Genomic DNA, 13,835 nt, shown 5'->3' on the forward strand with positions numbered 1-13,835 from the left:
CTAAAGAAGAGTTACTCCCCGGGACAGCCGACAAGCCTTTCTGTGGGACGGAAGAACAACCCCAGTCGTTCCTGGGGGGCTGCCGTGACAGCCCCCCGGGCACGGCTGTTTTCCGCCCCGGTCACGGCCGTCCAGGACCCCTTGACACCCATCTCGGCGACCGGCATCGTGAGTTGCGCAACCTGAAGCTTGTTGCGCTGAAAGCAACTGAACTGCTTGAAGGTGGAGGTGCGGCGATGGCGGGACCCCGAGTGGTCATCATCGGAGCGGGCGTCGTGGGAGCGGCGCTCGCCGACGAACTGTCCCTCGCGGGCTGGACCGACATCACGGTCGTCGACCAGGGGCCCCTCCCCGCCACCGGCGGGTCCTCGTCCCATGCGCCGGGGCTGGTCTTCCAGACGAACTCCTCGAAGACCATGACCGAGCTCGCCCGCTACACCGTCGAGAAGTTCCGCAGCCTCGACGTGGACGGGCAGCCCTGCTTCCTGCAGGTCGGGGGGCTTGAGGTGGCCACCACCCCCGAACGGCTGACCGAGCTGCACCGCCGCCATGGCTGGGCCACCGCCTGGGGCATCGAAGGACGGCTGCTCGGCCCCGAAGAGTGCGTCGAACTGCACCCGCTGGTGGATCGCCAGCGCGTCCTCGGCGGACTGCTGGTCCCCACCGACGGACTGGCCAAGGCGGTGCTTGCCGTCGAGGCTCAGATCCGGCGGGCCACCGAGCGCGGCGTCCGCTTCCTCGCCCGCCACGAAGTCCTCGACGTCGTACACAGCGAGGGCAAGGTCAGCGCAGTCGTCACGGACCAGGGAGAGATCCCCGCCGACATCGTCGTGTGCTGCGCCGGCATCTGGGGCCCGAAGATCGCCCGCATGGTCGGCATGAACCTGCCGCTGACCCCGCTCGCCCACCAGCTCGCCTGGACCGGCCCCGTCCCCGCGCTGGAAGGCCAGGCCGAGGAGGCCGTCCGTCCCATCCTGCGCCACCAGGACGGGGACCTCTACTACCGCGACCGTTTCGACCGCATCGGCATCGGCTACTACGGTCACCGGCCCATGCCCATCGCCCCGGCGGACATCACCCCGGTGGACGAGGCCGAACAGATGCCCTCCGTCCTGAAGTTCACCGAGGACGACTTCGCCGACGCCTGGGCCGAGACGCGGGCGCTGCTGCCCGCGACACGCGATGCCAAGATCGAAGAGGGCATCAACGGCCTCTTCTCCTTCACCACCGACGGACTGCCGCTGCTCGGTGAATCATCTGAGGTCATGGGCTTCTGGGTCGCCGAGGCGGTATGGGTCACCCACTCCGCGGGCGTGGCCCGAGCGGTGGCCGAATGGCTCGTGGACGGTCACTGCTCGTCCTTCGATCTGCACGAGTGCGACGTGAACCGCTTCGAGCCGCACCAGCTCTCCACGGAGTACGTCCTGGCCCGCGACTGCCAGAACTTCGTCGAGGTCTACGACATCCTCCATCCCCTCCAGCCGGCCGGCGCGCCCCGGCCCCTGCGCACCAGCCCCTTCTACGCCCGCCAGCAGGAACTCGGCGCCTTCTTCCTGGAGGCCACCGGCTGGGAGCGGCCCCAGTGGTACGAGGCCAACGCCCCGCTCGTCGAAGGTCGTTCCATCCCCGTCCCCAACGAGTGGGCGGCGCGCTACTGGTCGCCCGTCGTCGGCGCCGAGGCCCAGACCACCCGCGAGACCGTCGCGATGTACGACATGACGGCACTCAAGCGCCTGGAAGTGACCGGTCGCGGCGCCGCCGCCTGGCTCCAGCGGCTGTCCACCGGCAACGTCGACAAGTCGGTGGGCTCGGTGACGTACACCCTGCTCCTCGACGAGGACGGCGGCATCCGCAGTGACATCACCGTCGCCCGTCTCGGCCGCGACCACTTCCAGGTCGGCGCCAACGGCAGCCTCGACCTCGACTGGTTCGGCCGACACCTGCCGGCGGACGGATCGGTCGCCGTACGTGACATCACGGCCGGCACCTGCTGCATCGGCCTGTGGGGCCCGCTGGCCCGCGAGGTCCTCCAGCCGCTCGCCGACGCGGACTTCTCCAACGGCGGTCTGAAGTACTTCCGCGCCAAGCGCGCCCACATCGGCTCCGTCCCCGTCACCGCGATGCGCCTGTCGTACGTCGGCGAACGAGGCTGGGAGCTGTACACCACCGCCGACATGGGGCTGAAACTGTGGGACACCCTGTGGCAGGCCGCGCAACCCCTCGGCGGCATCGCGGCCGGCCGCGGCGCCTTCAACAGCCTCCGCCTGGAGAAGGGATACCGTTCCTTCGGCACTGACATGACCTATGAGCACGACCCCTACGAGGCGGGGCTCGGCTTCGCCGTCAAACTCGACAAGGAAGACTTCATCGGCAAGGCCGCGCTGGTGCGGCGCAAGGCGGACGTACGGCGCCGACTGACCTGTCTGACCATCGACGACCCGCTAGCCGTGGTCATGGGCAAGGAGCCGGTCTACGACGGCGACCGCCCCGTCGGCTACGTCACCAGCGCCGCATACGGCTACACGATCGGCAAGGGCGTCGCGTACGCCTGGCTGCCCGCCGAGCTCGCCACGACCGGCCGCACCGTGCACATCGGCTACTTCGACCAGCGCGTGGCAGCGGTCGTCGCCGAAGAGCCCCTGTTCGACCCCTCCATGTCCCGCCTGCGCGGCTAGCGGTTGTGGGCAAACGTTCCGCTGGGGGCCCTCTCAAGAGGAGCTCCGGGGGAGTAACAGGGCGGGCGCAACCGCCCACCGGGCCGCACCCGGACGACAACGCTACGAGAGGAGCATCGTGAGCGCACTGGTCCTCGACGGGCGCCGCACCGCCGCGGCGGCCCGCGCCGAGCTCGCCGAACGGCTGATCCGGCCGGACGCCGCGGCGGCCGGCATGAGCGTCCTGACCGGCGATACCGACGTCCACCTGGTCCTGGTCGACCTGCGCAACTCCGAACCGGACACCAAGGAGGCCGAGGACCTGCTCCACGAGACCGGCATCACCGTCGACCGCAACGCCGTCCCCTTCGACCCTCGCCCGCCCGTGGTCACCTCGGGGGTGCGCATCGGCACCCCGGCTCCGGGCACCCGCGGCTTCACCGACGAGGACTTCGCCGAGGTCGCCGACGTGATCGCGCTCGCTCTCCAGCCTGCGCCGGCCGTCGCCGCGCTCCGCGCCCGTACGGAGGCGCCGGCCGCCAAGCACCCGCTGTACCCGCACCTTTCAGGAGACGCCCGATGACCCCCCGCACCCCGGGCGCCGACCTCCCCGAGCACCCCGACCGGCTGTGGCGCACACCCGAGCCGAAGCGGTCGTACGACGTGGTGATCGTGGGCGGCGGCGGCCACGGTCTCGCGACCGCCCACTACCTGGCGAAGAACCACGGCATCACCAACGTGGCCGTCCTGGAGAAGGGCTGGCTCGCGGGCGGCAACATGGCCCGCAACACCACGATCATCCGTTCCAACTACCTATGGGACGAGAGCGCCGGAATCTACGAGCACGCCCTCAAACTGTGGGAGGGGATGGCGGACGAACTCGACTACCCGATCCTCTTCTCCCAGCGCGGTGTGCTCAACCTCGCCCACAGCCTGCAGGACGTCCGCGAAAGCGTGCGCCGCGTCGAGGCCAACCGGCTCAACGGCGTCGACGCCGAATGGCTGGACCCGGATCAGGTCAAGGACGTCTGCCCGATCGTCAACATCTCGCCCGACGTCCGGTATCCGGTGATGGGCGGCACGTACCAGCCGCGCGCCGGAATCGCCAAGCACGATCACGTCGCGTGGGGGCTGGCCCGCTCCGCCGACGCCGCCGGCGTCGACATCATCCAGAACTGCGAAGTCACCGGCATCGACATCCAGGGCGGACGGGTCGTCGGCGTACAGACCACGCTCGGCCCCATCGCCGCCGGCAAGGTCGCGCTCTGCTCGGCCGGACACACCTCGGTGCTCGCGGCCATGGCGGGCTTCGAGCTGCCGCTGCAGAGCCACCCGCTGCAGGCCCTGGTCTCCGAGCTGCTGGAGCCGGTGCACCCCACCGTGGTCATGTCCAACGCCGTGCACGTGTACGTCAGCCAGGCCCACAAGGGCGAGCTGGTGATGGGCGCAGGCATCGACTCGTACAACGCCTACACGCAGCGCGGCGCCTTCCACATCATCGAGCACCAGATGTCCGCCGCCCTGGAACTCTTCCCGGTCTTCGCCCGCGCCCATGTGCTGCGCACCTGGGGCGGCATCGTCGACGTCAGCCCCGACGCCTCGCCGATCATCGGGCTCACCCCGGTGGACAACCTGTACCTCAACTGCGGCTGGGGCACCGGCGGCTTCAAGGCCACCCCCGGCGTCGGCTGGGTCTACGCCCACACCATCGCCCACGACACCCCCCACCCCCTCAACGCCCCTTTCTCGCTCGACCGATTCACCACCGGCGCGCTCGTCGACGAGCACGGCGCGGCCGCGGTCGCCCACTGAGGAGCCGAATCGATGCTGCTCATCCCATGCCCCTGGTGCGGGCCCCGTGACGAGGCCGAGTTCCACTACGGCGGTCAGGCCCACGTGCCCTATCCCGAGAACCCCGCCGCCCTGACCGACCAGGAGTGGTCCCGCTACCTCTTCTTCCGCGACAACCCCAAGGGCCCGTTCGCGGAACGCTGGAGCCACACCACCGGCTGCCGCCGGTGGTTCAACGCGGTGCGCGACACGGCGACGAACAAGATCCTGGCGGTGTACCGAACGGACGATCCACGCCCGGACCTGGGTCGTGGGCCGTCGTTCCGGGAGGGCGAGCACAGCGACATGGGGGTGCCCCCACGCGGAGCTGTGGGGGTAGGTGGGCACAACCCGCCCACCGTGCCGCACCCGGCGAGGGAGCCCGAGGGGTCCGGGGTCAAGCCCCCGGTCCCGGAAAGGGGCGGGGAGGCGGAGAACCCTGCGGCCACCGAGCCGCAGACGAGCACGTACCCCGGGTCCCAGCGCGGCCCCCAGCCGTTCCGCCTGAGCACCGGCGGCCGCATCCGCCGCGATCAGCGGCTCAGCTTCGTCTTCGACGGCACCGCATACGAGGGCTTTCGCGGCGACACCCTCGCCTCCGCCCTCCTCGCCAACGGCGTCATCCAGACCGGCACCGGCATCAAGCTCGGCCGCCCGCGCGGCATCTTCTCCGCCGGAGTCGAGGAACCCAACGCCGTCGTACAGATCGAGGAGCCCTTCCCGGAGCCCATGCTGCCGGCGACGGCCGTGGAGCTGTACGACGGGCTCGTCGCGAGCAGCCTGCCCGGGCAGGGACGCCTTGCCACCGCGCCCGACCCCGCGCGCTACGACGCCGTCCACGCCCACTGCGACCTGCTCGTCGTCGGCGCGGGACCGGCCGGACTCGCGGCCGCGTCCGCCGCCGCAGGCAGCGGGGCGCGCGTCATCCTCGCCGACGACCAGCCCGAGCCGGGCGGCAGTCTCCTCGGGACAGGACAGCTCCTGGACTGGGCAGGCGAGACAGTAGCGCGGCTCGCGGCCGAGGTCGAGGTGCGCGTACTGCGCCGCACCACCGTCTTCGGCTACTACGACGACAACCACGTCCTCGCCGTCGAGCGCCGCACCAACCACCTCGGCGGCGCAGCCCCCGGGCATGTCTCCCGCGAGCGTGTCTGGCGCATCCGCGCCCGTCGAGTCGTCCTGGCCACCGGAGCCCACGAGCGCTCGCTGGCGTTCGCCGACAACGACCGCCCCGGCGTGATGCTGGCGGCCTCGGCCCGTACGTACGCCCAGCGCTACGGCGTCCTGCCCGGCCGCCGCGCCGTCGTCTTCACCACCAACGACAGCGCCTACGCGGCCGCGCTCGACCTGGCGGCGGTGGGCGTGGACATCGCGGCGGTCGTCGACACCCGCCCCGAGCCCGGGGAGTGGGCGCGCCGCGCCCAGGACGCCGGGATCGAGGTGCTGACCGGCCACGCAGTGGTGGGCACCGAGGGCGGCACGCGCCTCACGGCGGTGACCGTCGCCCCGTACGGAGAAGTGGCGGGGCGCCGCGAATTCGCTGCCGACCTGTTGCTTGTCTCGGGCGGCTGGAACCCGGTGGCGCACCTGTTCAGCCAGGCGGGCGGCAAGCTGCGATACGACGAGGAACTCGGCTCGTTCGTGCCCGACAGCTGCCGCCAGGCCGTCGAGGTCGCAGGCTCGGCGAACGGTGTCCTGGACCTGCCCGGCGTCCTCGCCGAGGGCGCCGCCGCCGGTGGCCGCGCGATCGAGGCCGAGGGCTACGCGGCCGGCACGCCCCGACTCCCTGCCGCCGCCGACGGACCGCACTCCCCGGCCATGCAGGTCTTCGTCGTCCCCGGCGTCCTCGGCGCGCCCCGCTTCGTCGACCTCCAGCGTGATGTCACCGTCGAAGACCTCGCCCGTGCGACCGGTGCCGGTATGCGCTCGGTCGAGCACACCAAGCGCTACACCACCGCCGGCACCGCCAGCGACCAGGGCAAGACCTCCGGGGTCCTGGCCAGCGGCACCGTCGCCCACCTGCTGGGCGTGGACATCTCCGCCCTCGGCACGACGACCTTCCGCCCTCCCTACACCCCCGTCTCCTTCGCCGCCCTCGCCGGTCGCGACCGCGGCGCGCTCCACGACCCCGTCCGCGTCACCGCCCTGCACGACTGGCACGCCGACCACGGCGCCCTTTTCGAGAACGTCGGTCAGTGGAAGCGACCCTGGTACTACCCCCAGGACGGCGAGGACATGAAGGCCGCCGTGCTCCGTGAGTGCCGCGCCGCCCGCGAGGGTGTCGCGTTCATGGACGCCTCCACCCTGGGCAAGATCGACGTGCAGGGGCCGGACGCCGCCGCCTTCATCGACCGGCTCTACACCAACATGATGAGCACCCTCAAAGTCGGCATGATCCGCTACGGCGTCATGTGCCGCCTCGACGGCATGGTCCTCGACGACGGTACCGTCATCCGCCTTGCCGAGGAGCGTTTCCTGGTCACGACCACGACCGGCAACGCGGCCGCCGTGCTGGACTGGATGGAGGAATGGCTGCAGACCGAGTGGCCCGATCTGCGCGTCCACTGCACCTCCGTTACGGAGCAGTGGGCCACAGTGGCCCTCGTAGGCCCCCGCTCCCGAGAGCTTCTGGCCTCCCTCGCCCCTGAACTGGCCGTCGCGAACGACGACTTCCCCTTCATGGCGTGGCGAGACACGACTGTCGCGGACGCCCCGGCCCGGGTCTGCCGGATCAGCTTCTCCGGCGAACTGGCCTACGAGATCAACGTGTCGCCGTGGGACGCCCGCGCGCTGTGGGAGGCGCTGTACGAGGCAGGGGGCCCGTTGGGCATCACCCCGTACGGTACCGAGACCATGCACGTCCTGCGCGCCGAGAAGGGCTATCCGATCATCGGCCAGGACACCGACGGCACGGTCACCCCGCAGGATCTCGGCATGAGCTGGGCGGTGTCCAAGAAGAAGCCCGATTTCGTGGGTAAGCGCTCCCACGCACGCGCCGACACCACACGTCCCGACCGCAAGCACCTCGTCGGCCTGCTCCCCGAAGACCCGGACGCCTTTCTCCCCGAGGGCACCCACCTGGTCGCCGACAGTGTGCTTCCCGCGCCGCCGGTGCCGATGCTCGGCCACGTCACCTCCAGCTACCACAGTGCGGCGCTCGGCCGGACCTTCGCACTCGCCCTGATCAAGGGGGGCCGGGACCGCATCGGCGAGCGGCTGTACGCGCCGGTGGGCGACCGTCTTCTTCCGGTGACGGTCGCGAGTCCCGTCCTCTACGACCCCGAGGGAGCCCGCCGCGATGGCTGACACCGTAATCCGCCACAGTCCCCTGGGGCACGCCGCCGACCGCTTCGCCGCTGCCACCCGTGCCTCGGGCGGCGACCTGCGCCTGGCAGAACTGCCCTTCCTCGGCCAGGTGAACGTCCGGCTCGACCCCAAGGGCCCGGCTGCCGACGCCGTCGAGCTTGCTCTGGGGCTCCGACTGCCCCTCGAGCCCAACACCGTCGTGCACGCCGGTGACCGCTCCGCCCTCTGGCTCGGCCCCGACGAATGGCTCGTCGTGGGCCCGCCCGGCAGCCGCGCCGACCTGGCTCACCGGATCCGCGAGGCCGTGGGCGACGGGCCCGCCGCCGTCACGGACGTCTCCGCACAGCGCACCACCGTGCTCGTTACGGGCCGCCGCGCTCGCGACCTGCTGGCGCACGGCTGCCCGTTGGACCTGCACCCGCGTGCCTTCGGCCCCGGGCGCTGCGCCCAGACCACCCTGGCCCGCGCGCAGGTGGTGCTGGTCCCACGGGGCGAGCCCAGAGCGGGGTTCTGGCTGCTGGTCCGGTCGTCCTTCGCCGGATACCTGGCGGACTGGTTGCTGGACGCAGCGTCGGAGTACGTGTGACACGTAGCGTCCACTCATGGCCCCCAGGCAGGTGGACCTCTTCAGCGATGCGGTGGGGGTTCCGGTCAGCGCCGCGTTCGCCGGACGCTGCCGGGCCGGGCGATCGACGACGCTCGGGCAGTGCGGCGAGCGCCGCCCCCTCGCAGGCCGACCGCCGGAACGCCGAAGCCGACCGGCGCGCTCCCCTGCCTGGAATCGACCTTGCCGCGTCCGCCGCTGGCTGGCCTATCCCGGACGAACCGTACGCCGGAAGGCCTGTCAGTTCTCTTCGAGGCTGTCCCCTGGGGGCACCCTTGGCCGGACCATCGCCCCATGATGAAGACACACGGACGTGGTTGCCGTCCATACAGGCCGGCGACCAGCCGAGTTTGCCGAGCGCGTTCAGTTCGGCCGACAGGGTGCTGTGTAGTCGGCCGAAGACGCGACTCAGCCAGATGCTGGCTTGCGGGCGCGGAGAATGACGTCGAACCGCCCGGAGATTTGGCGATCCATCGGCTCGAAACCCGCTTCGGTGTACCACTGCTCGAATTCCCGTGGCGTATAGGTACGGCCCTCGGGTGACGCGATCGTGTGGAGGTACGCCGATAGGAACGCGGCGTGCAGAGGACCGGTCTCGTCGTCGTCCTGAGCGCAGGTGACGATCACCAGGTGGCCGCCCGGCTCCAACGCTCGGTAGGTTCGCTCAAGGAGGTTGCGGACCTGTTCCGGGGACCAGATTTCGAGGAAGCGTGAGAACACGACGCAGTCGTGAGACGTGGGGAGCTCGTCGTGCATGACGTCGGTTCCGATCGCCCGAATCCGATCGGACAGGCCAGCCTCGGCGATCCGGTCGTTCGCCATCTTCGCCACGTTCGGTAGTTCGAGGATGGTCGCCTCAAGGCGTGGCCATCGTTGAGCGAAGCCGATGGCATTGGTACCGGTTCCCCCGCCGACATCCAATACGTGGCGATAGGACGAAAAGTCCACGGCGTCGACAAGGTCCTTGACCGCCGAGCGGCTCTGGTGCTCCATCATGGCGGTGAACAGCTTCTCAAGGTTCTCGTCCTCGGCCAGGCGTTCGTAGAGCGTGGTCGCTGACGAGCCGGCGAGCAGTTCGCGGTGCAACCCCAGGTTGTCGTTGTGTACCAGCGATTCGTAGAGCCAGCCGATGGGCCGGTACAGCATCTCGTGGGTATAACGGACGATGACAGGCATGAACTCGCCGGGATCGCCCGCCAGGAGATCGGTCGCGGCGGTGTTGTGGTACCCATCGCCGTCCTTGCGCACGAGCTCGAACGCACAGCATCCCAGCATCAGCACGTGGCCCGCACGCTTTTCCAGCCCCAACGCGCCGGAGATCTCGTCGAGAGTACTGCCTGGCCGCTCGTTGAGCAGGGTGAACAATTTCAGGCGTAGCGCGGCGTCCAGGAACGGGAAACGAAAACTGGTATATACCAATTTCCATAGCTCGTCCATGGCCGTCGTCGAGTGTTCGGTCATAGTGGTCCACTTCGTGGTGAGTCGTGCTTTAAGTGCGCACCTTCGGCTGAATTATAATTGAGCTCAGCGTCGTCCGGCGTCGTCTATTGACATTCACTTGGGGAGACAAGGGGGGAATGCCAGCTGCGGGCCGACCGTATGTTTTCTGACCAAACTCCATGGTGCGGAGAATCGTGTCAAGCGGGTATGGAATGTGCAGTGGAAGAGGGAATGTTTGTGGTGGAACTGTCCCCCGTGCTCGAAGGCGACCCCAGATTGCAGATCAGCTTCGACGAACTCGCGGAAGCGAAAACACTGGGCGAAGTCGCGCAATTGATGCAGGACAAGCAAGACGCGCCGGTCTGAAGAGCCGCGATCCCTGGAGCGGTACACACGATCGCCGACAGGATCGTTCGGCAGTTGCACCGTGTGGGCGAACCGGGGCGGCGGCCCGCCGCGGCCCGAGCATGTGCCGAGGGGTTGCCGACGCGGCCGGGTTCCCGATGGGCCCGCCGAGAGATCCGCGAGCCCATCCGCTCCGATGCTGTCGGGCAGCGCTGAAGTGATGTCAGCGGCCGGTAGCGTTCCCAGGGCGCCGGAACATCAGGGCGTGCACGGTGAAGCGCGACCCGTCGAATTCCGCCCGGCCCGTTGCTCGCCGTTCTTTGAGCAGGGTCAGCATGGTCTCCTTGTGCTCGGCGTACGCCAGGAGTGGGATGTCCATCTCGAAGACCTCAAGCGTCTCGGCCTCATAGCCACGCGTGGTGAGTTCCGTGACGGTCCGGGGAATGTCGGCGAGTGAGGAGTGCGCCATGAGCAGCGTGCCGCCCGGTGCGAGGAGCGCCTCCACGCGCTCGACGACAGAGTCGTACACCGCGCGGCCGCCCCTCCGGGCGACGAGAGCCGTCTCCAGCCCGTCCCCCCTCGCATAACTCGGGTCGTAGGGCAGGTGCGGCGGGTTGGTGATCACAAGGTCGAACTTCTCGTCCGGTGTGTACTCCTCAAGCGGCGAGGTCACGCAGTGCAGCCGAGTCGCGTCGAGGCCGTTGGCCACTACGTTGGCCTCGGTCTGGACGGCGGAGGCGGGGTTGATGTCCAGTGCGGTTACCCGCTCGGCACCGGCCGCGAGCAGGGCGACGCTGTAGAGGCCGGAGCCGGCCCCGATGTCCAGCGCGTTGACGGCCCTCAGATCAGGAGCGTTGTCGCCGTTGAGGGCGGCGATGAGGCTCAGCCCGCAGTCGGTCGGGAACAGCACCTCGGCAGGATTCTCCACCGCGATCCGCAGACGCATGCCGTGTAGCTCGAAGATCCCGTACGAGGACCGGGTTTCCCACAGAGTGCCGTTCTCGCCGACGGGCAGGACACGGCGCCGCGTCAGTGTCTGAATCGAAGCGGTGGTCATGGCAGTGTGAGCCTTTCGACTGAAGGGCTGGCAGAGTCGGAGTGTTGCGGTTTGCCGGTCACTCGGTGAGGGCGGAGAGCACGGTTCGAACGGAGCCGTCAGCGATGCGCTCTGCGCGCTGCGCCGGGATCAGGTCCTCGACGTGGCTGAAGTTCCACGCGAGCTGGCCATGGCTGGTGGCGGCCGTCGCCACGATGGCTCCCATCACCGAGATGCCTGTGATGAACTGGGCGTCGCTGACTCGCCACGCTCCCACGTGGACGGGAAATTCGTAGCGGCCGACGTTGGACAGGCACAGGTTGATCGGGCCCTCCTCGTCCATGAACCGCATGAACGACGCGCTGTCGGCCAGCGATCTGGGTCCTGCCCAGCGCGGAAGGCTGATCGTGGCCAGGTGTTCCTGGCGTCTCCGGCGTCGTACCAGGTCCTGGCTGATCGCCCGGGCCATGGGCCACAGCGGCTGGCCGGGCTCGTAGCGGATGAGGGAGGGCACCGTGGCGACGAAGGTGCCGACCTCGTCGTGGGCGACGGCAGGCTCCAGGTCACCGCGGAAGTCGACCGGCGAACCGATCGAGAAGTGCGCGGACGCCTCGGTTCCCGTGTCCCGTGCGACGGCCGTCACCATCGCGGCGGCCAGGGCTCCGTGGACCGTGGTGCCGTGCCGCTTGGCCGTCTGCGCCAGCAGATCCAGCTGGTCGGCGGTAAGCAGTCTGTGCACCATCCGGGTGCGCCGCTGCTCGAACGGGACCTGGCGGCTGGGAACGATCCGCTGCGAGGGACGCCGCCGCGCGGCCCGTTGGTCGCGCAGCATCATGGCTTCGAGCCCTGCGATTCCCGCCACGCCACGGTGGCGACGTGGCAGCAGGTCGTCCGTCGCCGGCAGTACCCGTCGCGGGGCGGCTTGAGGCAGCGTGCCCTGGTCCAGTTGGGCGGCGAGTTCGATCCACTCCCGGAGCAGGGACAGGCACGTCTTGCCGTCGGCGATGGTGTGCGATGCCGTCAGCACCAGGTCGTGGATGCCTTCTCCGCCCTCGACTCCCGCTCTTCGTGCGGTGATCACCACCGCGCGCAGCAGCGGTCCGGTGCGCCAGTCGACGCTCTCCCTGAGTTCGCGGTCGTTGATCTCGTGCTGCCACTGGTTGGCGGGCTCGGGGACGTCCGGTGGCACGTCGACGTGGCGGAGCGGGATTGGCTGCCCGTCCAACGGTGTGAAGGCAGGGTGTTCGCCGGTGCCGTCGTCGGTGATCGCGACACGCAGCAGGGGGTGGCGGACCTGGAGGATGTCCAGGGCGCGGCGGTGGAGCAGCGGGGGCAGGTGTCCGTGGACGCGGGCCCGGGCGATGACGTTGAGGGGTGAGGTCTGGTCGGCGATCCAGTACAGGCGTTCCAGGGGACTGAGTTCACGCCGGACGCTGCTGGGCTCGGCGGCCGGGCCGTTCGGGTAGGTGAGTGCCCACGCGGTCTGACTGGCGAGGACGGGGCGGGGCATCAGCCGGAAGTAGGTGTTGCGGAGCAGGCGCCCGCGGCGGTGGGCCCCCTGAGTGAGGTCGCTCATCCGGCGGGACGCGGCCACCATCGCCCTGGTGCGGTCGCGGCGCCGGCTTTCGTAGACGTGCAGGGCCTCCACCAGATCCTTGCCCGTCGCGGGTTCGGCGAGCGTGCGTGCCAGTACGACGGCGTCCTCCATGGCCATGGCGGCACCCTGGCCGAGTGTGACGAGCATGGGGTGGGCGGCATCGCCGAGAAGGGTGACCGGTCCGTCGCCCCACCGCTCCAGGAAGGCCCGGTCACGGGTAGGCACGGTGAGGATGTCCTCCTGCGGCGTGGCCTCGATCACCGCCCTCACCTCGTCAGCCCAGCCCGCGTATGCCTCTTTGACGGCGTCCTTGACGCGGTACCGGTCGGCTGGATCGGCGGGTGTGCTCATGGCAGCCCACCAGTAGCAGCGGCTCTGACCGATGTCGATGAGACCGAAACGCTGTCCGCTGCCCCAGTAGTGGCGCACGCTGCCCGTGGTGACGCTCGGGTGTTCGAAAGGGACGATGCCGAGCCGGAAGAGGTAGCCGCTCTCGCGTGGCACCTCGGAGCCGACGAGATGGCGCCGTACGGCCGAGTTGAAGCCGTCGGCGCCGATCAGGAGGTCCCCGTTCGCCGTACTGCCGTCCGTGAAGCGGACGGTGACGCCCGCGTCGTGGGTCTCGAAGTCGACGGCGGTCGCTCCCAGGTGGATCGGGCAGTCGCCGGCCTCGGCCAGCAGGGCCTCTTGGAGGTCCGCGCGGCTCAGGCAGAAGCTGGGTGCGCCGACCTTGTCACAGACCTCTTTGAACGGCAGGTCTCTGATCCGTCGGCCGCGCCGGTCCATGACCGTGAAGGACTCCACCGCCTGGCCGCGCTTTTCCAAGCCGAGGTCGATGCCGAGGCATGCCAGGGCGGTGACGGCGTTGCTCATGACCGACAGACCGGAGCCGACGTCGCTCAGCTCGGTGGCGCGCTCGTGCACCTCGACGTCGATACCCACGCGTCTGAGCGCGATCGCACAGGTCAGACCGCCGATACCGGCACCGACGACGAGGGCTTTCACGGGCCGTGCCGATGCCAT

At 69.6% G+C, this 13,835-nt stretch carries 8 protein-coding genes and 1 pseudogene; 6 read left to right on the forward strand and 3 right to left on the reverse strand.

What is annotated here, in order from left to right:
- Positions 1 to 236 precede the first annotated feature (236 nt).
- The 5 genes and pseudogenes from ACZ4YL_RS30455 (at position 237) to ACZ4YL_RS30475 (ending at position 8,376) form a co-directional block, all read left to right on the forward strand.
- Entirely contained in the window at positions 237 to 2,675 is a 2,439-nt protein-coding gene (locus tag ACZ4YL_RS30455; RefSeq protein WP_468121021.1) for a GcvT family protein, read from the forward strand.
- Positions 2,676 to 2,820: 145 nt separating this feature from the next.
- Positions 2,821 to 3,237: pseudogene (locus ACZ4YL_RS30460) on the forward strand (serine hydroxymethyltransferase); the annotation flags it as partial.
- The gene (locus ACZ4YL_RS30465; protein ID WP_373043539.1) at positions 3,234 to 4,466 is read left to right on the forward strand and encodes a sarcosine oxidase subunit beta family protein; all 1,233 of its coding nucleotides are present in this window, start codon (positions 3,234 to 3,236) and stop codon (positions 4,464 to 4,466) included. The pseudogene ACZ4YL_RS30460 and the gene ACZ4YL_RS30465, both read left to right, overlap by 4 nt.
- A 12-nt stretch (positions 4,467 to 4,478) precedes the next feature.
- Entirely contained in the window at positions 4,479 to 7,790 is a 3,312-nt protein-coding gene (locus ACZ4YL_RS30470) for a sarcosine oxidase subunit delta family protein (RefSeq protein WP_468121023.1), read from the forward strand.
- On the forward strand, positions 7,783 to 8,376 hold the full coding sequence (locus ACZ4YL_RS30475; RefSeq protein ID WP_468121025.1) for a sarcosine oxidase subunit gamma: 594 nt from the start codon (positions 7,783 to 7,785) through the stop codon (positions 8,374 to 8,376). The genes ACZ4YL_RS30470 and ACZ4YL_RS30475 overlap by 8 nt, the downstream gene beginning before the upstream one ends.
- A gap of 426 nt (positions 8,377 to 8,802) precedes the next feature.
- Here the strand turns inward: ACZ4YL_RS30475 and ACZ4YL_RS30480 are convergent, their stop codons facing one another.
- Complete coding sequence (locus ACZ4YL_RS30480; protein WP_468121027.1) at positions 8,803 to 9,855, reverse strand: methyltransferase; 1,053 nt, start codon at positions 9,853 to 9,855, stop codon at positions 8,803 to 8,805.
- 198 nt (positions 9,856 to 10,053) lie between these two features.
- Between ACZ4YL_RS30480 and ACZ4YL_RS30485 the strand changes: the two genes are divergently transcribed.
- Positions 10,054 to 10,200 (forward strand): hypothetical protein, encoded by a 147-nt coding sequence (locus tag ACZ4YL_RS30485; RefSeq protein WP_468121029.1) that lies wholly within the window; start codon positions 10,054 to 10,056, stop codon positions 10,198 to 10,200.
- A gap of 202 nt (positions 10,201 to 10,402) precedes the next feature.
- Here the strand turns inward: ACZ4YL_RS30485 and ACZ4YL_RS30490 are convergent, their stop codons facing one another.
- Both ACZ4YL_RS30490 and ACZ4YL_RS30495 read right to left on the reverse strand, forming a co-directional pair.
- Positions 10,403 to 11,236 (reverse strand): methyltransferase, encoded by an 834-nt coding sequence (locus tag ACZ4YL_RS30490; RefSeq protein ID WP_468121031.1) that lies wholly within the window; start codon positions 11,234 to 11,236, stop codon positions 10,403 to 10,405.
- 58 nt (positions 11,237 to 11,294) lie between these two features.
- Positions 11,295 to 13,835, reverse strand: a complete 2,541-nt coding sequence (locus ACZ4YL_RS30495; protein WP_468121032.1) for an FAD-dependent monooxygenase — start codon at positions 13,833 to 13,835, stop codon at positions 11,295 to 11,297.

The sequence above is a fragment of the Streptomyces sp. NPDC030021 genome (assembly GCF_055574035.1).

Bases quoted from the DNA above. Each gene is read 5' to 3' on its own strand.
- ACZ4YL_RS30455 (WP_468121021.1), top strand. From the start codon at position 237: ATGGCGGGACCCCGAGTGGTCATCATCGGAGCGGGCGTCGTGGGAGCG.
- ACZ4YL_RS30465 (WP_373043539.1), top strand. From the start codon at position 3,234: ATGACCCCCCGCACCCCGGGCGCCGACCTCCCCGAGCACCCCGACCGG.
- ACZ4YL_RS30470 (WP_468121023.1), top strand. From the start codon at position 4,479: ATGCTGCTCATCCCATGCCCCTGGTGCGGGCCCCGTGACGAGGCCGAG.
- ACZ4YL_RS30475 (WP_468121025.1), top strand. From the start codon at position 7,783: ATGGCTGACACCGTAATCCGCCACAGTCCCCTGGGGCACGCCGCCGAC.
- ACZ4YL_RS30480 (WP_468121027.1), bottom strand. From the start codon at position 9,855: ATGACCGAACACTCGACGACGGCCATGGACGAGCTATGGAAATTGGTA.
- ACZ4YL_RS30490 (WP_468121031.1), bottom strand. From the start codon at position 11,236: ATGACCACCGCTTCGATTCAGACACTGACGCGGCGCCGTGTCCTGCCC.
- ACZ4YL_RS30495 (WP_468121032.1), bottom strand. From the start codon at position 13,835: ATGGCATCGGCACGGCCCGTGAAAGCCCTCGTCGTCGGTGCCGGTATC.